The organism is Nocardiopsis sp. JB363 (genome assembly GCF_900143625.1).
Lineage (GTDB): Bacteria > Actinomycetota > Actinomycetes > Streptosporangiales > Streptosporangiaceae > Nocardiopsis.
Genome location: NZ_FRFF01000078.1, coordinates 24,350 through 40,690, shown reverse-complemented (window position 1 = coordinate 40,690; position 16,341 = coordinate 24,350). Strand labels below are relative to the sequence as shown.

Annotated in this window: 15 protein-coding genes; 2 read left to right on the top strand and 13 right to left on the bottom strand. The window is 69.7% G+C overall.

Annotated elements, in window-relative coordinates:
- Nucleotides 1–22 precede the first annotated feature (22 nt).
- Entirely contained in the window at nt 23–1,009 is a 987-nt protein-coding gene (locus tag BQ8420_RS11850; protein ID WP_087098342.1) for a hypothetical protein, read from the top strand.
- Nucleotides 1,006–2,343: an adenylosuccinate synthetase gene (locus BQ8420_RS11845; RefSeq protein ID WP_087098340.1), complete on the top strand. Its 1,338-nt coding sequence runs from the start codon at nt 1,006–1,008 to the stop codon at nt 2,341–2,343. The genes BQ8420_RS11850 and BQ8420_RS11845 overlap by 4 nt, the downstream gene beginning before the upstream one ends.
- Here BQ8420_RS11845 and BQ8420_RS11840 read toward each other — a convergent pair.
- The 13 genes from BQ8420_RS11840 to BQ8420_RS11780 all read right to left on the bottom strand — a co-directional run bounded on the left by BQ8420_RS11840 (nt 2,340) and on the right by BQ8420_RS11780 (nt 15,737).
- A complete protein-coding gene (locus tag BQ8420_RS11840; RefSeq protein ID WP_087098338.1) occupies nt 2,340–3,086 on the bottom strand; it encodes a YebC/PmpR family DNA-binding transcriptional regulator in 747 nt (248 codons plus the stop codon). The two genes, BQ8420_RS11845 and BQ8420_RS11840, sit on opposite strands and share 4 nt — an antisense overlap.
- Entirely contained in the window at nt 3,083–3,691 is a 609-nt protein-coding gene (pdxT, locus tag BQ8420_RS11835) for a pyridoxal 5'-phosphate synthase glutaminase subunit PdxT (protein ID WP_087098336.1), read from the bottom strand. Before pdxT ends, BQ8420_RS11840 begins: the two co-directional genes overlap by 4 nt.
- Before the next feature lie 95 nt (nt 3,692–3,786).
- Entirely contained in the window at nt 3,787–4,698 is a 912-nt protein-coding gene (gene pdxS / locus BQ8420_RS11830; protein WP_087098334.1) for a pyridoxal 5'-phosphate synthase lyase subunit PdxS, read from the bottom strand.
- A gap of 75 nt (nt 4,699–4,773) precedes the next feature.
- Nucleotides 4,774–5,367, bottom strand: a complete 594-nt coding sequence (locus tag BQ8420_RS11825; RefSeq protein ID WP_235006104.1) for a hypothetical protein — start codon at nt 5,365–5,367, stop codon at nt 4,774–4,776.
- A gap of 27 nt (nt 5,368–5,394) precedes the next feature.
- Complete coding sequence (locus tag BQ8420_RS11820; RefSeq protein ID WP_087098332.1) at nt 5,395–6,522, bottom strand: glycosyltransferase family 4 protein; 1,128 nt, start codon at nt 6,520–6,522, stop codon at nt 5,395–5,397.
- A gap of 2 nt (nt 6,523–6,524) precedes the next feature.
- A complete protein-coding gene (locus tag BQ8420_RS11815; RefSeq protein WP_087098330.1) occupies nt 6,525–7,433 on the bottom strand; it encodes a phosphatidylinositol mannoside acyltransferase in 909 nt (302 codons plus the stop codon).
- 52 nt (nt 7,434–7,485) lie between these two features.
- Nucleotides 7,486–8,121, bottom strand: a complete 636-nt coding sequence (pgsA, locus tag BQ8420_RS11810) for a phosphatidylinositol phosphate synthase (protein WP_087098328.1) — start codon at nt 8,119–8,121, stop codon at nt 7,486–7,488.
- A gap of 135 nt (nt 8,122–8,256) precedes the next feature.
- Entirely contained in the window at nt 8,257–8,826 is a 570-nt protein-coding gene (locus BQ8420_RS11805; RefSeq protein WP_087098326.1) for an HIT domain-containing protein, read from the bottom strand.
- 109 nt (nt 8,827–8,935) lie between these two features.
- Entirely contained in the window at nt 8,936–10,633 is a 1,698-nt protein-coding gene (locus tag BQ8420_RS11800) for a DUF885 domain-containing protein (RefSeq protein ID WP_235006103.1), read from the bottom strand.
- 90 nt (nt 10,634–10,723) lie between these two features.
- A complete protein-coding gene (locus tag BQ8420_RS11795; protein ID WP_087098322.1) occupies nt 10,724–11,320 on the bottom strand; it encodes an ATP/GTP-binding protein in 597 nt (198 codons plus the stop codon).
- A gap of 34 nt (nt 11,321–11,354) precedes the next feature.
- A complete protein-coding gene (locus BQ8420_RS11790) occupies nt 11,355–11,771 on the bottom strand; it encodes a DUF742 domain-containing protein (protein ID WP_235006101.1) in 417 nt (138 codons plus the stop codon).
- Nucleotides 11,772–11,869: 98 nt separating this feature from the next.
- Nucleotides 11,870–12,271 (bottom strand): roadblock/LC7 domain-containing protein, encoded by a 402-nt coding sequence (locus BQ8420_RS11785; protein WP_017599665.1) that lies wholly within the window; start codon nt 12,269–12,271, stop codon nt 11,870–11,872.
- 232 nt (nt 12,272–12,503) lie between these two features.
- Nucleotides 12,504–15,737 carry a nitrate- and nitrite sensing domain-containing protein gene (locus tag BQ8420_RS11780; protein ID WP_200815903.1) on the bottom strand — a complete coding sequence of 1,078 codons (3,234 nt, stop codon included), beginning with the start codon at nt 15,735–15,737 and terminating at the stop codon, nt 12,504–12,506.
- Nucleotides 15,738–16,341: the final 604 nt, after the last annotated feature.

Sequence of the window (16,341 nt, the reverse complement as noted above, 5' to 3'; positions counted from 1 at the left end):
ACCACGATCGAAGGAGACCGCCATGGGAAGCAGCCACTGGTCCACCGACGCCTACCACGCCCGACAGGCCTACCGGTCCTCGCGCGGCATCGGCGCGTTCGACTACCACGACAACGCCACCAAGGGCGCGCGCGGCACCTGGAAGCCGCACCCGGACCTGGACCCCCACGGGGTCACCGTCCGCGAGAGCCGCGACTCCGACGCCCACCCGAACTCCCTGGCGGTGTCGGTGCTGTTCGACGTCACCGGCTCCATGGGCGGCGTCCCCCGCGTGCTGCGGACCAAGCTGCCCGACCTGTTCGGGCTGCTGCTGCGCAAGGGGTACGTGGAGGACCCCCAGATCCTGTTCGGCGCGATCGGCGACGCCACGTGCGACCGGGTACCCCTGCAGATCGGCCAGTTCGAGTCCGGCAACGAACTGGAGGACGACCTCGGCAACCTGCTATTGGAGGGCGGGGGCGGGGGTCAGATGACCGAGTCCTACGAACTGGCCATGTACTTCATGGCCCGGCACACCGCCATGGACTGCCTCGACAAGCGCGGTCGGCGCGGGTACCTGTTCATCGTCGGAGACGAGATGGCCTACGGCGCGGTCAAGGCCCGCGAGGTGCGCGAGGTGATCGGCGACGACCTGGCCGAGAACATCGCGTTCCCCGCCATCCTGGACGAGCTGCGACGCCGGTTCGAGGTGTACTACATCATGCCCACCGGCAGCGCCCACTTCCGCGACGACCGGGTCCGCGGGTTCTGGGAGGAGCACCTGGGCCAGAACCTGATCCTGCTGGACGACCTGGACGCGGTGTGCGAGACCATCGCGGTCACCGTGGGCCTGGGCGAGGAGGCCATCGACCTGGACGAAGGTCTGCGGGACCTGGTCGACACCGGGTCGAAGGCCGGCGAGGCCGTCGGCAAGGCGCTGCGACCGCTGTCCCACGGGCGGGGACCGCTCGTCACCGACCCGGGCATGACCGGTCTGGCCGGCGACGGGCCGGGGGTGGACCGGCTGTGAGCGCACACGCGATCGTCGTCGACCTGGGGTTCGGCGACGCCGGCAAGGGGGTGACCGTGGACCTGCTGTGCGCGACCGGTGGGTACGGGGCGGCCGTGCGGGCCAACGGGGGCGCCCAGGCGGCGCACAACGTGGTCACCCCCGACGGGCGGCACCACACGTTCTCCCAGTTCGGGGCGGGCACGCTCGCCCCGGACGGGCCGGTGCCCACCCACCTCTCCCGGTTCATGGTGGTGGATCCGTTCGCGTTGGCCATGGAGGCGGCCCACCTGGCATCGCTCGGTGTCGAGGACCCGTTGTCGCTGGTCACCGTGGACCGGCGGGCGTTGATCAGCACGCCGTGGCACCGGGCGGCCAACCGGGCACGGGAGCGGGCACGGGGCTCGGACCGGCACGGGTCCTGCGGGATGGGCGTGGGCGAGACCATGGCGTACGCCATCGACCACCCCGACCTGGCGCCCACCGTGGGCGACTGCGCCACGCCCGCGCGGTTGCGCCGCAAACTGGTCGCCCTGGCCGAGGCGCTCGGGCCGGAGGCCTCGGGCGAGGAGGGCGGGCCCGACCCGGAGGAATGTCTGGAGGCCTACGCCGCGTTCGCCGACCGGGTCCGTCTGGTGGACGAGACGTACCTGCCCCGGCTGCTGGCCCGGTCCCCGGTGGTGTTCGAGGGGGCGCAGGGTGTGCTGCTGGACGAGTGGCACGGTTTCCACCCGCACACCACCTGGTCCACGACCACCACCGCCAACCCGCTGACCCTGCTCGACGAGGCGGGGCGGCCGGGCGACGCCCGCCGGTTCGGGGTGCTGCGCACCTTCACCACCAGGCACGGGGCCGGTCCTCTGGTGACCGAGGATCCCGTGCTCGCCGCCCGGCTGCCCGACCGGCACAACCGCGACCACCCCTGGCAGGGCGCGTTCCGGGTGGGACATCTGGACCTGGTGGCGGCCCGCTACGCGTTGGCCGCCACCGGCGGGGTGGACGCCTTGGTGGTGACCCACGCCGACGCGCCCACCCGGATCGGACGGGACCTGCTCTGGTGCACCGGGTATCGAGATGGCGCGGGCACACCCATGCGCATCGCTCCGGGCCCGGCCGGGGACCTGGACCGGCAGGCCGCGCTCACCCGGAGACTGGCCGACGCCGACCCGGTCCTCGCCCCGATGCCGGCGGAGCCTGCCGAGGCGATCTCCCACGCCCTGGGTTCACCCCTGGCGGCGGTGTTCTCCGGACCGACCCGTGCCGACGCCCACGTGGTCTCACGGACCTCGAACGACCTGTGGCCGCACCCCCGAGGAGTGCGACCACAGGCGCCGAAGAAGAAGGCCGAGCTCTAGAGCTCGGCCATGACCTCGTCGGGGATGTTCGCGTTGGTGAAGACGTTCTGGACGTCGTCGGAGTCCTCCAGGGCGTCCACCACGCGCAAGATCTTCTTCGCGGTTTCGGCGTCCACCGGGACCTCCATGCTGGGAAGCCAGTTGGAGTCGGCCGAGTCGTAATCGATCCCGGCCTCCTGTAGGGCCGTACGGACCGGGATCAGGTCGGTGGCCTCGCAGATGATCTCGAAGGACTCACCGAGATCCTCGACCTCCTCGGCACCGGCCTCCAGCACCGCCATGGTGACGTCGTCCTCGGTGGTGCCCTCCTTGGGCACGATCACGACGCCCTTGCGGTTGAACAGGTACGACACCGAACCGGCGTCGGCCATGTTGCCGCCGTTGCGGGTGACCGCCACGCGCACCTCGGAAGCGGCGCGGTTACGGTTGTCGGTGAGGCACTCCACCAACAACGCCACCCCGCCGGGGGCGTACCCCTCGTACATGATGGTCTGCCACTCGGCGCCACCGGCCTCCTCACCGGAGCCACGCTTGCGGGCACGTTCGATGTTGTCCGAGGGGACCGAGTTCTTCTTCGCCTTCTGGATGGCGTCGTAGAGCGTCGGGTTGCCTTCGAGATCACCACCGCCGGTGCGCGCTGCCACCTCGATGTTCTTGACCAGCTTGGCGAAGAGCTTGCCGCGCTTGGCATCGATGACGGCTTTCTTGTGCTTGGTGGTGGCCCACTTAGAGTGGCCGCTCATGCGTGTCCTTTCACAATGTCGACGAAGAGGCGATGGATGCGCGCGTCGCCGGTGAGTTCTGGATGGAAGGACGTGGCCATCAGGCCGCCCTGTAGTACGGCGACGATCCTACCGGCCTCGCCCGGCCCCTTGACTTCTCCGAGGACGATGACCCCGGATCCGACCCGCTCCACCCAGGGCGCCCGGATGAACACGGCCTCGAAGGGTCCCCCACCGATTCGGTCGATCGGCACGCGGGCCTCGAAGGACTCCCTCTGGCGTCCGAAGGCGTTGCGGCGCACAGTCATGTCGATCCCACCGACGGTGCGCTGGTCGTCGGTACCGCCGAGGATCTCATCGGCGAGCATGATCATGCCGGCGCAGGTCCCGTAGGCGGGCATACCCGCCGCGACACGTTCGCGCAGCGGCTCCATGAGGCCGTAGCGCAGCGCCAGCTTGGACATGGTGGTGGACTCGCCACCCGGCAGGACCATACCGTCCACGGCGTCCAGGTGCTCGGGGGAAAGGACCCTCACCACGGGCACGTCCAGGGAACGTAGGACGGCGACGTGCTCGGCCACGTCCCCTTGGAGGGCGAGAACACCGATGGTGGGTACAGCGGTCAAGTACGTCCTCATTCGAATGTCCAGCGGAATCGCGATGAAGACGCGGGCGGGGTGCGCCGGTCCCCCACCACACCCCGCCCGCGTCTTCAACGCCGTTACCAGCCTCGACCGGCGTAACGCTGGGAGTCGGGCTGCTCCTCCAGGTTGATGCCGACCATGGCCTCGCCCAGTCCTCGGGAGACGCGGGCGATCACGGCCGGGTCCTCGTAGTGCAGGGTGGCCTGCACGATGGCGTCGGCGCGCTTGGCCGGGTCACCGGACTTGAAGATTCCCGAACCCACGAAGACGCTCTCGGCGCCCAGCTGCCGCATGAGGGCGGCGTCGGCGGGGGTGGCCACACCACCGGCGGAGAACAGCGGCACCGGCAGCTTGCCCAGCCGCGCGACCTCCTTGACGATCTCGTAGGGGGCGCGCAGTTCCTTGGCGGCGCCGAACAGCTCGGGCTCGTCCAGGGTGCCCAGACGCTTGATCTCGCCGCTGATGGAGCGCATGTGGCGGGTGGCCTCGACGACGTTGCCGGTGCCGGCCTCGCCCTTGGAACGGATCATGGCGGCGCCCTCGGAGAGACGACGCAGGGCCTCGCCGAGGTTGGTGGCACCACAGACGAACGGGACGCTGAACGCCCACTTGTCGATGTGGTAGGCCTCGTCGGCGGGGGTGAGGACCTCGGACTCGTCGATGAAGTCGACGCCGAGGGACTCCAGTACCCGGGCCTCGACGAAGTGGCCGATACGGACCTTGGCCATCACCGGGATGGAGACCGCCTCGACGATGCCGTCGATCATGTCCGGGTCGGACATGCGGGCCACCCCGCCGTCCCTGCGAATGTCGGCGGGGACGCGTTCCAGGGCCATGACCGCCACGGCGCCGGCGTCCTCGGCGATCCTGGCCTGCTCAGGGGTGACGACGTCCATGATGACGCCGTTCTTGAGCTGCTCGGCCATTCCGCGCTTGACGCGCTGGGTACCGACGGCGTCGTCGGAGCTGTTCGTTGCGTTGTCAGCCACGGTGGTGGGCTCCTGTTTTCGTCTGCTGATCGGGGGATCGGCCCTGATGCGAGGGCCTCGGTGCAGATCCCCATCCTAGTCAGGGCCGTTTCGGGACCTTTGACCAGATAGGTGTTTGTCGCCGGATGCCCGCTCCACGGTGGAACCGCGGGGGGTCGGCCGCGGGTGGGCGGCCTCGGGCGCCTGGTCGTCCATCTCGAAGAAGTCGGGCAGGGCGGCGGTGCCCGCCAGACGCAGGAGCCGAACGAGTCGGGAACGGCGTGCGCGGCGGGTGTCGCCGACCGCGTCGTTGTGGAACACGCGGGCGAGGTGGACCCCGCGGGCCGCGACCCGCACCTCCTGGGACTCCCGGCCGGTGGTGAGGGCGGTGCGTGTACCCAGGGTTTCGCGCAGGGTCGCCGACAAGGCGCTCTCGGCGAGCTCCCGGTGGGGGGCGTCGGCTCGGCGAACCCGGTTGGCGGCCTCCCTGAGTCCGACCGACGCCTCGGTGCCGAGGTGGCCGGATGCGGCCAGGTCGAGGACGGCGGCGGCTCGGCGGAGCAGGGCGACGTCCAGCGCCGCGCGCGCGGTCTCCACACGGTGGTGGAGCCGGTCCAGTCGGGTGGCTCGCCAGGACAGGTAGAAGCCGATCAGGGCCAGGACCAGCAGGACGGCGACCACCGTGCCCACGAAGGAGACGTCATCGCTCAGGATCGCTCACCCCTGCGGTACGGGACGATGGCGGGCACCGAGCAGGACGGTCTCGTACACGTGGGCGATGTCCGCGGCGACGGTGTCCCAGTCGTAGGCGCGCACGGTGGCGCGGGCCGCACGAGAGAGTTCCGCGCGCCGGTCGGGGTCGTCGAGCAGAACGGCGGCCCGTTCGGCCAGGTGGTGGGGGTCGGCCACCCGGAAGAGCTCTCCGGCCGCGCCGCCGGCCAGGACCGCGTCGAACGCGGGGATGTCGCTGGCGACGATGGCGGCGCCGGCGGCCATCGCCTCGGTGAGGACGATGCCGAAGCTCTCCCCGCCCAGGTTGGGTGCGCAGAAGACGTCGGAGGAATGGTAGGCGCGGACCTTGTCGTCATCGTCGAGTCGACCGAGCGAGACCACGCGTTCGCGCAGGTCGTCGGGGACCCCGGACAGGTCCGGTCGGCCGGGACCCGCCAGGAGCAGCCGTAGGCCCGGCCGGTGCGGGGCCAGGTGGGTGAAGGCCTCGATCAGCACCCCCAGGCCCTTGCGGGGTTCGTCCAGGCGGCCGAGGAAACCGATGGAGCCGCCCTCGCCGGGCCACCCGGGCAGCGGTCGCGCGCGCGTGAAGCGACGTACCGACACCCCGTTGGGGATCAGCACGGCGTCGCCGCCCACATGTTCGACCAGGGTGCGTCGCGCGGCCTCGGACACCGCGATTCGGGCGTTGATCTTCTCCAGGGCGGAGCGCAGGGCGGTGGAGGTGGCCGACATCGCCCGCGAACGCGGGTTGGAGGTGTGGAAGGTGGCGACGATGGGGCCGTCCGTCGACCAACAGGCCAGCAGGGAGAGGCTGGGCGCGGCCGGTTCGTGGACGTGCAGGACATCGAAGTCGCCCTCGGCGAGCCAGCGGCGAACGTGCGCGGAGGCGCGGGGGCCGAAGCGGATGCGGGCCACCGAGCCGTTGTAGGGCACGGGGACGGGTCGCCCCGCCGAGACGAGGTAGGACGGTGTCGGGTGCTCGGGGTCGCCCACCGGGGCCAGCACGGACACGTGGTGGCCCATGGCGATGAGCGCCTCGGCGAGGTCGCCCACGTGCTGTTGGACCCCGCCCGGCACGTCCCAGGAGTAGGGACACACGACCCCCACACGCATCTTCACCCGGATCGGCTCCGGTCCGCCTCGTGGTCGGAACCGAAGACCGCCTGGAGCATGTGCCAGTCCTCGGGGTGTTCGGCGATGGCGCGTTCGAACACCCGCGCCAGCGCCTGGGTGGTGTCCTGCACCCGTTCGGCTCGGGTGGGCGCCTCGGCGACGGGGATCTCCTCGTGCACGCGGATGTTCCAGTACGGGCCGTCGTACCAGAGGGAGACCGGCATCAGGGCGGCGCCGGTGTTCAGGGCCAGGGCCGCGGGGCCGGAGGGCATGCGCGCCTTCTCCCCGAAGAAGTCCACCTCCAGGCCGGTGCCGTGGAGGTCACGGTCGGCGAGCAGGCACACCAGGCCGCCCTCGCGCAGGCGCCGGGCGAGAACGCCGACGGTGTTGGCGCCACCTCCGGTGAGCGGCAGTACCTCCATGCCCAAGGACTCACGGTAGGAGGTGAAGCGCCGGTAGAGGCTCTCCGGACGCAGTCGCTGGGCGACGGTGGTCAACGGGGTACCGCGGGCCGCGATCCACGCACCGGCGTGATCCCAGTTGCCCATGTGCGGCAGGGCGGCGACCACACCCCGGCCGGAACGGATGTGCTCCTCCAGGACCTCCACACCGCGCTGTCGGGTGTGGGAGAGGATGTGGTCACGACCCATGGCGGGCAATCGGAAGAGTTCGTAGTAGTACCGCATGTAGGAGCGCATACCGGCCTTGGACAACGCTCTGAGCTGGGCTTCCGTGGCGTGGGGGCCGACCAGCCTGCGCAGGTTGCGTTCCAGCCCCCTGGTGCCGCCCTCGCGAGCGCGCCAGGAGCGGTCGGCGATCAGTCGGAACACCTCCCGCCCGACGCTCTCCGGTGAGCGGCGGACCAGCGACCACCCGGCAGCGTAGGCCAGGTCGGCCATGCGTTCGTCCACGTCGTGCTTCCTCGTCCCGCCTCTTCGTCGCTTCGATGCCCGGCCGTGTGGCTCAGGCCTCGTTGTCGGCCTTGCTGTCGGAGCCCTCGCCCTGTTCGCCGGCGAAGTCGGGGTCGTTGAGCCGGGCGCGGGTCTCGATCAGCCTCTGGAGGATGGTGATGAGACTCATCCCGGCCAGGAGCCACAGGCCACCGGCGAGGATGTAGGGCACCCCGAGTTCGCTCAGACCGACCGCGACCAGGATGATGACCAGCCGTTCGGTGCGTTCGGCCACACCGACGTCGCAGTTGACGCCCAGTCCCTCCGCGCGCGCCTTGATGTAGGACACCATGAACCCGCTGATCAGGCAGAACAGGGTGAGCCCCGCGAGCATCGGATCGTCGCCCTCACCGACGAACCACCACATGAGTCCGGCGAGGATGGCGGCGTCGGCGACCCGGTCGAGGCTGGAGTCCAGGAAGGCACCGAAGGCGCTGGCGCTGTCCTTGGCCCGGGCCAACGCACCGTCGAGCATGTCGAAGAGCGCGAAGACGGTGATGACCACCGATCCCGCGTAGAGCTGGCCGCGGGGATAGAAGTACAGGGCGCTGACGACGACACCCGCGGCACCGACGATGGTGACGATGTTGGGCGTCAGGCCGATCCGGGCCAGGCTCCGACCGAGCGGAGCGGTGACCCGGGAAATCATGGGACGAAGGATTCTCAGCATGTCTTCTTGTGATCGTAGGGCGGGAACGGTCGTGGGGGTGGGAGCCGCTACCCGCTGGGGGTGGCGCTTCACCGGATCCGCCGTCTCACGGCTCGGGTCCGGGACCGGTCGGGGTCACCCCCGTGGCCAATGTTCGGAGAGCCGGACCCGGGTCTGCTCCAACATCTCGGGCAGGATCCTGGTGTCGCCGATCACCGGCATGAAATTGGTGTCGCCGCCCCATCGGGGCACGATGTGCTGATGGAGATGGGCGGCGATCCCGGCTCCGGCCACCGTACCGAGGTTCATTCCGACGTTGAAGCCCTGCGGGCGGTAGGAATCGGTGAGCGCCCGGATGCCCGCCTGGGTGAGGATCGCGACCTCGGCCGTCTCGTCCTCGTCCAGCGCGGTGTAGTCGGGGACGTGTCGGTAGGGGCAGATCAGCAGGTGGCCGCTGTTGTAGGGGTAGATGTTGAGGACGACGTAGGCGGTCTTGCCACGGGCCACGACAAGGCCTTCGGAGTCGGTCGCTTCGGGGGCCCGGCAGAACGGGCAACCGTCCTCGGCGCGGGGCCCGGTGGGCTTGCCCTCACCCTTGATGTAGGCCATGCGGTGCGGGGTCCAGAGCCGTTCCCGACCGTCGGGGACTCCGGTCCCCGCCCCGGGCGGGGTCACGTTGTCGGGCTCGTCGTCGGCGCCGCGCATGGCTCGTCCGTTCCCTCGATGACCGTTTTCGTGCGTCTCATCCCAGCATAGAAGCGCGATGGAGCGCCCACGTCGGGGCACACGGGGCCCGTGTGCCCCGCTCCGAGGACTACAGGCCGAGCAGGGCGCGCAGGTGGCGCGGGGGCGGGGCTCCATGGGCGAGCATGGCGTCGTGTCGTGCCCGCTCCGACAGCTCGGGCCGGGCGACCCCCAGGTCACGGGCGATGTCGGCGACCTCGGCGTGCCCGACGTAGTAGGTGGACAGCTGGGCGCTGGTCAGTTCGGCCCTGCGCCACTTGCCGTGGGCCTCGCCCTCCTCCTGGTGTCCGCGCTCGACCATCAGGGCGATCGCCTCCGGCCGGGTGATGTCCTTGGTGTGCACCCGAACGTCGAGGATGGCGTTGAGGATCATGCGCAACCGCATCTTGAGCTGGACCAGGCGCAGTGCCAGGTTCTCGCGGCGGGCGGCGGCGTCGGAGCCGTCGGTCCATCCGTGCCCGGCCAGGACCGCTTCGGCGTGCACCGCCCACCCCTCGACGAACGTGCCGCTCCACAGCACCCTTCCCACCCGGGTCGGGCCCTCGTGTCGGGCGGCGTGGGCCAGTTGGAGCGCGTGTCCGGGCAGCGCCTCGTGGGCCATGAGGTTGCGCAACAGAACACCGTTGTACTCGCGGAAGAACGACTCTCGGCGTTCGCGGGGCCACTCCGCGGGCGGCGGGGCGACCGCGACCAGGGTGGGCAGTTCCGCCACGCGCGGGTCCAGCGGACCGGGCGGCTCGCAGTAGGCCACGGCCACGCCACGACGCGCCTCGGGCATCGGCACGACCCGCACCGGGTCGTCGTGCACGGTGACCATGTCGAGTTCGCGCACCCGCCGGTAGAGGTGCCGCAGGGCCTCTTCGGCGATGGGTCGGATCGTGTCGGCGTCGGTGGCGTTCTCACGGGCCAGGGCGGCCAGGACCTCGGCGGCCTGTCCGGGACGGCGAGGGCGGTCCTCGTACTCCGCGGCGACCTCCGCCAGTTCCTCCTCGGTGGCGATGAGGTCGCTCTCGGCGCGCACGCGCAGGGCGTCGGGAGAGAGTTCGGAGTCCAGGGTGTACCAGAGCCGGGCGGCGAAGATCCGCTCCCCCAGTCGCGGATCGGCGGTGGCGAACTCGTTCTCCGCCCGCAGCCACGAGGTGTACTCGTCCACGGCCGCCAGGGCCGCCTCACGGGCTCCCTCCAACCGGGAAGGCCGGCTGGACGCGGTGGCGGCCAGCGCCGGCAGTTCGTCGGTGAGCAGGGTGCGGGCACCCGCCAGTTGGGCCAGGGCGGTCTCGGCGTGTGCACGCGGGATACCCGGCCCCTCGGAGAGACGCTCCCGCGCGGTGGCCAGGTAGTCGGGAAGGGCCGAGCAGCGGGCGGCCAGTGCCTCCAGACGCTCCGGCAAAGGCAGGGAGTCGCGGTCGAGGAGGACGTACAGGGACTCGCCCGGCGCGTAGGTCAGGGGATCCCAGGTGTGGGGGCGCAGTTCGGCGGTGTGCCAGAGGTCGGCGGACACACGCGAACGCAGGACCTCCAGGTCGACCGAGTCCTCGGTCGGCAGCAGGTCCTGGTCGATCTCGTCGAGGGAACCGAGTGCGTCGGTGAGTGTGGCCACGCGGCGCGTGTCGGCCTCGACCGTGTGGTCGGTCAACCGATGGGCGCCACCGGCGTCACCGAGGTCCAACGCCCATTCGGGGGCGTCGTCCAGCAACGCGTCGAGCACCCCCTCGGCGACCTCACGGAACCGTCGGGTCATCGCAGCGGCGTCGGAGGAAGAGCTCATCCGGCCATGATGCCGGCACGGACGCCCGGTTCCCGACAGACGGGAACCGGGCCGTGCTCGTGCGGGACCCCGGCCCGGGAGTGATCCCGGTCACCGCCAGGAGTTCTGGCCCCCGGTGGATGTGGGCTGTTGCCCTGCGGCGCCCTCGGGGTCCCCCACCGTGATGGCGTGCTCGACGAGGGTGATGAGCGTCGACTTGGTGGAGGCCTTGTCACGGGCGTCCACCTGGACGATGGGGATCTCCGGGCTGAGCGTGAGCGCATCCCGGACCTCGTCCGCGGCGTGGGGGTAGTAGCTGTCGAACCCGTTGATCGCGACGATGAAGGGCAGACGCGCCTCTTCGAAGTAGTCGATCGCGGGGAAGCAGTCCGCCAGCCGGCGGGTGTCCACCAGCACGACGGCACCGATGGCGCCCTTGACCAGGTCGTCCCACATGAACCAGAACCGGTGCTGTCCGGGGGTACCGAACAGGTACAGGATCAGGTCCGAGTCGAGGGAGACGCGACCGAAGTCCATGGCGACCGTGGTGGTCTGCTTGTCCGGCGTCTTGGCGAGGTCGTCCACACCGACGCTCGCGCTGGTCATGACCGCCTCGGTCGTCAGCGGCACGATCTCGGAGACGGAGCCCACGAATGTCGTCTTCCCGACACCGAAGCCCCCGGCGACGACGATCTTGACCGACGTCATCGCGTTTCCCCCAGCACCGCCTTCCTCGGCTGGGCTAGAGCTTGCGAAGTCCACTGAGCACCCTTTCAAGCAGGTTGGTGTTGGGGCGAGCTTCGTTATCGAGCGAAGACCTGATCTGGACCAGTCCCTGCTCGGACATGTCCGCCACAAGCACCCGCGCCACACCGAGAGGCATCCGCAACAACGCGGAGATCTCCGCTACGGACCGCCATTCCCGGCACAGGTCACTGATCGCCTGCCATTCAGGCGTCAGCATGCCCGACTCGTTCCGGGCCGCTTCGGTGGCCGAGATCAATGCTTCCAGTGGAAGCTGAGACTTCGGCTTGGTACGGCCCTTGGTGACCGCGTACGGACGCACCAGCGAACTGGGTGCGCTCCCCGGCGCGGGTCGTTGGTCAAACGGTTGTTGGATTGGTCGAGGAACATCTCCGCCGCCCGGCACGGCCGGCATCCCACCCGTGGGGGGATGGCCCGGCTGTTGACCGAACCACGAGGCGCTCCCGGCATCTCTACTGTGAGGTGCCACCACTTCCTCCTGTCGGTGGTGGATCAGTGGATTCCCGAGGTCCGCGCCGTTGGTGTCAGCGCCCTCCCGGCCCGCTCGACGAGCAGGGTCATCTCGTACGCGACCAACCCGAGGTCGCTTTCGGCCGCCGCGAGGACCGCGAGACAAGAGCCGTCGCTGATGGCCATGATGAGCATCAGCCCCCTCTCCATCTCCACGACGGTCTGAGCGACCGCTCCACCCTCGAACACCCGGGACGCGCCCTGTGTCAGGCTGGACAGGCCGGAGGCGATGGCCGCCAGCTGGTCCGCCCTGTCGGTTGGGAAGCCCGCGGACGACGCCAACGGAAGGCCGTCCGAGGAGACGACGATCGCGTGGGCGACATCGGGTACCCGGTCGGCAAAGTCAGTGATCAACCAGTTGAGTTCATTGACCTGTCGACTCATCTGATCTCCTGTCCAAGTTCGCCGGTCGGTCTTTCGGCACTGCTACCGCCGGCACGGCATGTGACAGCACTGCCTCTGCGAACTGCCCGGCCCCTCCCGTGGGGGAAGCCGGGAGTCTGGTGTTCTGTTCTCGTCAAGTGACGGGTGTGGTGCGTCCGAGAAGCTCGATAGATGCTATTGCATCCAGCTTCCCGGAATAAGAGGGACCCCGTCCCACCACTGGCCACGTGGGTCACTCCTCCACCGGACTGTCTCCGCGTCGGTTACGCCCGTCCCGGACGCCCTTCTGCAGTCCCGAGAATCGGTTGCGGACGTGGTCCGCGCTTCGTGTGGGCATCTGCTTGAAGTTCTCCGGTTTGGGCGCGGTCCCAGGGACAAGGTTTGCCTTGGGAACTCGTTTTGGCAAGCCCGAGGTGGTCAGACCACCCGCGAGCGGCTCGGCGGCGGTGCGTGCGGCCTTCCAACCGCGGTCGGCGGCGGAGTTCCAATCCTGCTCGGAACCCTGGTTCTGTTCGGTCCGCGGGCTCTGTTCGACCCTCGGAGCCGTCTCCCGGGCCGCGGGACGGCTCTCGGGCGCCGGCACCTGCTGGATCGGGCCGGTCTCGGTGGCGTCCACGGTGGGGCCACCGCTGCGGCGCTTGAACCAGTTGGATTCGATCGCGTCGAAGATCGGCAGCGAGTCGGAGCCCTCACCGGCGGGCGTGGGAGGCACAACGGTGTTGTTCGGCCCCTGGGCGCCACCATAGCGGCGCGAGAGGTAGGCGGTGGAGCCGTATCCCTCGCGACCGTCACCGATCCCGCTGCGGCGGCCACCGGTCTCGTTGGGGTCGGCCTGACGCGGCTGCTGTGACTGCTCCGGACGGGCCGGCGCGGGGTCCCAGGCGGAGACCGCCGGGAACGACTCGGTGCTGGCGTCGTCGTAGCGCTCGGCGCCTTGGCCGGCTCCGGTGTCGAACGCACCCCTGCTGTGGGTCCCGGTATCCGTGGGAGCGGCGTCGCCACGGCTTCCGAAGACGTCGTAGGACTCGGTCTCCTGCCGCTCGGCCTCGGTGGGCCGGCGGAAGGCACCGGTGTCGGGGCCCGGGCGGCGGAACGCGCCGCTGTCCGGGCCGGCGAACGAGCCGGTGTCGGTCTTGCGGGGCGCCGGGTCGAACAGGCTGCGGCCGGTCGGTTCCGGCTGCGGCTCGTCCTCTTCGGGCGTGTCGTAGGGGTCCACCACGGACCCGGCGCTGTTGTCGAAGGCGCCGTTGGTGGGCGAGAGCCCCTGGGCCCGGTTCGGCGGATCCCAGACCGAAGTGGTGTCACCGCTCCTGTCGGTGTTCCACAAGTCCTGGCCGCTGGGCGGGTGCTCGTCGGTGCGGGCACCGCCGGGCGTGCGCTTGGGCAGGCCGCCCATGTCGCCCGGGGCGGCGCCTGCTCCGTCCTGGTTCTCCCAGGGATCGCCGGGCTCCTGCGCCGCCGGGGAGGCCGCGAAGGCCGCCTGGGCGTCGGCGAAGGTGTCGGGCGTTCCCGCGGAGAGCTCGGGACGGGCGTTGGGACCGCCGAGGGCGTGCTGACCGTCGACCGGGGTGATGAGCAGGTCCGGCGGGAAGGTCACGACCGCGGTGGTACCGCCGCCGTGCGCCTCCTTCAGGTTCATCTTGATGCCGTGGCGGTGCGCCAGGCGCGAGACCACGAACAGACCCATGCGGCGCGAGACCGCGACGTCGATGACCGGCGGTGCGGCCAGGCGGGCGTTGATCGCCGCCAGGTCCTCCGGCGCCATGCCGATACCGCTGTCGGTCACGTCGACCTGGACGGCTCCGTTGTCCAGGCTCTTGGCGCTGATGAGCACCTCGGTGTCGTGCGGGGAGAACGCGGTGGCGTTCTCCACCAGCTCGGCGACGAGGTGGATGACGTCGTTGACCGGACGGCCGAGGACCGAGATGTGGGAGGGGGCGCGCACGTTGACGCGCTCGTACTGCTCGACCTCGGAGACGGCGCCACGGAGGACGTCGACCAGCGGGACGGGCTGGGCCCACTTACGGGTGTTGTCCTGGCCGGACAGAACCAGCAGGTTCTCGTTGTTACGGCGCATACGCGTCGCGAGGTGGTCCAGCTGGAAGAGGTCGGACAGGCGATCGGAGTCCTGCTCGGACTGCTCCAGACCGTCGATCAGACGCAGCTGCCGTTCCACCAGGGTCTGGCTTCGACGGGACAGGTTGACGAACATCGCGTTGACGTTGCTGCGCAGTGCGGCCTCGTCGGAGGCCAGTGTCAGGGCGACGCGGTGAACGTCGTCGAAGGCACGGGCCACCTCGCCGATCTCGTCGTGGGTGTCGACCTCGATGGGCGTGACCTTGACGGTGTCGGGGACCGTACCGGCCTCCTGCATCCGGTTGATCGCGTCCGGCAGGTCGCGTTCGGCGACGCGACGGGCGCCGTCCTCCAGGATGCGCAGCGGGCGCACCAGGGAACGGACCACCAGCGAGGTGAGGATGAAGACGGCCAGGAGCACGCCGGCGACGATCACGAGGTCCATGATCGTGCGGAGCAGGGCTGCGGCGCGCAGATCGTTGGCGTCCTCGGCGATGCCCTCGGCCAGACCGGTCTCGACCAACTGGAGACGTTCCAGAGCGACGTCGGCGATGGCCTTGTAGTCGTCGGGACCGTCGTTGGCGGTCACACCGGTGAGGTCGTCCCCGCGCTCGGCGCGGTACATGACGCGCATGCGCATGGTGGAGACCTGGCTGACCTCCAGGCCGGTGAAGTTCTCGTCGAAGATCGCTCGCTGGTCCGGGCTGGCCGCTTGGACGAAGTTGGAGATCTCGTTCTCGTAGCGGGCCCGGCTGGAGTCGATGGCCTCGGAGATACCGCCGGTCATCGAGTTACGCGCCAGGGAGTGTCCCATGAGCGCGGTCTCGTAGGAGAGCTGGTCCCGCGAGTTCGACAGTGCGGTGAGGGCTCGGACGCTCTCCCGCAGGTCAGTGTCGTCGGTCTCGTCCGCGATCGTCTGGTTGAAGTCCGCCAGGGACCGGACGATGGTGCGGTACTTGGTGACCACCGGAAGGACCGTGATGCGGGTCTCGTCCACCTCGGTGCGCAGGGCTTCGAGGGTGGCAAGCTGGCTGCGCATCGTGGAGAGGCGGCCTTGGGCCAGTTCCCCGTCCATCTCGCCCATGTCATCGAGGCGAGCGGTCAGCGTGCTTTGGAGATCGCGGGAGGAGTCCCGCTCGTCGTCCAGCTCCTGACGGAGGGAGTCCGAACGGCTGCTCGGGTCCGCGCTGTCGGAGATGTAGACCGCGCTGGCCGTGCGCTCATGGCCCAGCTGGTTGGCCAACTCCACGATGAGGACACCGACTTCGGCTCTGTCCTCGATATGCGCGTGGGTGACGGTGGAGACCGAGGCCTCGTAGACCCTCAGACCACCGAGCGCGAGCGCAACGGCGGTGGGGATGACGATGAGGGCCACCAGTCGGGAGCGCACCCGCCAGTTACGTGGCCGCCACCAATTGGCTCTGCGCTGGGGCGTGGCGTCGGCGCTGTCGGCCTGTGCGGCCTCGCTCTGCGCGCCGGCCCCGTATTTCGTCGCTCGTGTCGACACGGACCCTCGCAACCTTTCGTGTCACCGCCTCGAACGGCTGTTGAACCCAGGGGTTGGACCGCTCCGCACCGGAAAATCGGTTTAGACCACATGGTCCACCAGATACAGGAAGCGGTGGGAGTGTGGGGAGATGTGAAGACTGTCCGCCGGACTCGCCTGGGAGGAGAGGAGCCGCGCACCCAAAAGTTTTTCGAGGTGCGCGTGCGGTGGATAGCGTATCAATGGGCGCGAAGCACTCGCTTCGGTCGTTTGGCACCGAACGGCAAGATCATCTCCGTTTACCCGAGGACATAATGCCCCCTACGTCTACATTATGACCAATCGGCCAGGTCAGGCAGGGAGACCGAAACCACCTCAGACATTGAGGTAACTATTTGGACACACCCCCCACTTCGTCACCAAGAGCGACGACTCGTGACATCGTGGCAGGACACACACGCAGGTCCGGGGGGAGTTTCGGGAATGCGCACCACGCCACATCCAAAAG

Excerpts from the sequence above, each read along its gene's own strand:
- BQ8420_RS11850 (WP_087098342.1), top strand. The coding sequence starts at position 23 with ATGGGAAGCAGCCACTGGTCCACCGACGCCTACCACGCCCGACAGGCC.
- BQ8420_RS11840 (WP_087098338.1), bottom strand. The coding sequence starts at position 3,086 with ATGAGCGGCCACTCTAAGTGGGCCACCACCAAGCACAAGAAAGCCGTC.
- BQ8420_RS11820 (WP_087098332.1), bottom strand. The coding sequence starts at position 6,522 with ATGCGTGTGGGGGTCGTGTGTCCCTACTCCTGGGACGTGCCGGGCGGG.
- pgsA (WP_087098328.1), bottom strand. The coding sequence starts at position 8,121 with ATGATTTCCCGGGTCACCGCTCCGCTCGGTCGGAGCCTGGCCCGGATC.
- BQ8420_RS11805 (WP_087098326.1), bottom strand. The coding sequence starts at position 8,826 with ATGCGCGGCGCCGACGACGAGCCCGACAACGTGACCCCGCCCGGGGCG.
- BQ8420_RS11800 (WP_235006103.1), bottom strand. The coding sequence starts at position 10,633 with ATGAGCTCTTCCTCCGACGCCGCTGCGATGACCCGACGGTTCCGTGAG.
- BQ8420_RS11795 (WP_087098322.1), bottom strand. The coding sequence starts at position 11,320 with ATGACGTCGGTCAAGATCGTCGTCGCCGGGGGCTTCGGTGTCGGGAAG.
- BQ8420_RS11790 (WP_235006101.1), bottom strand. The coding sequence starts at position 11,771 with ATGCCGGCCGTGCCGGGCGGCGGAGATGTTCCTCGACCAATCCAACAA.
- BQ8420_RS11785 (WP_017599665.1), bottom strand. The coding sequence starts at position 12,271 with ATGAGTCGACAGGTCAATGAACTCAACTGGTTGATCACTGACTTTGCC.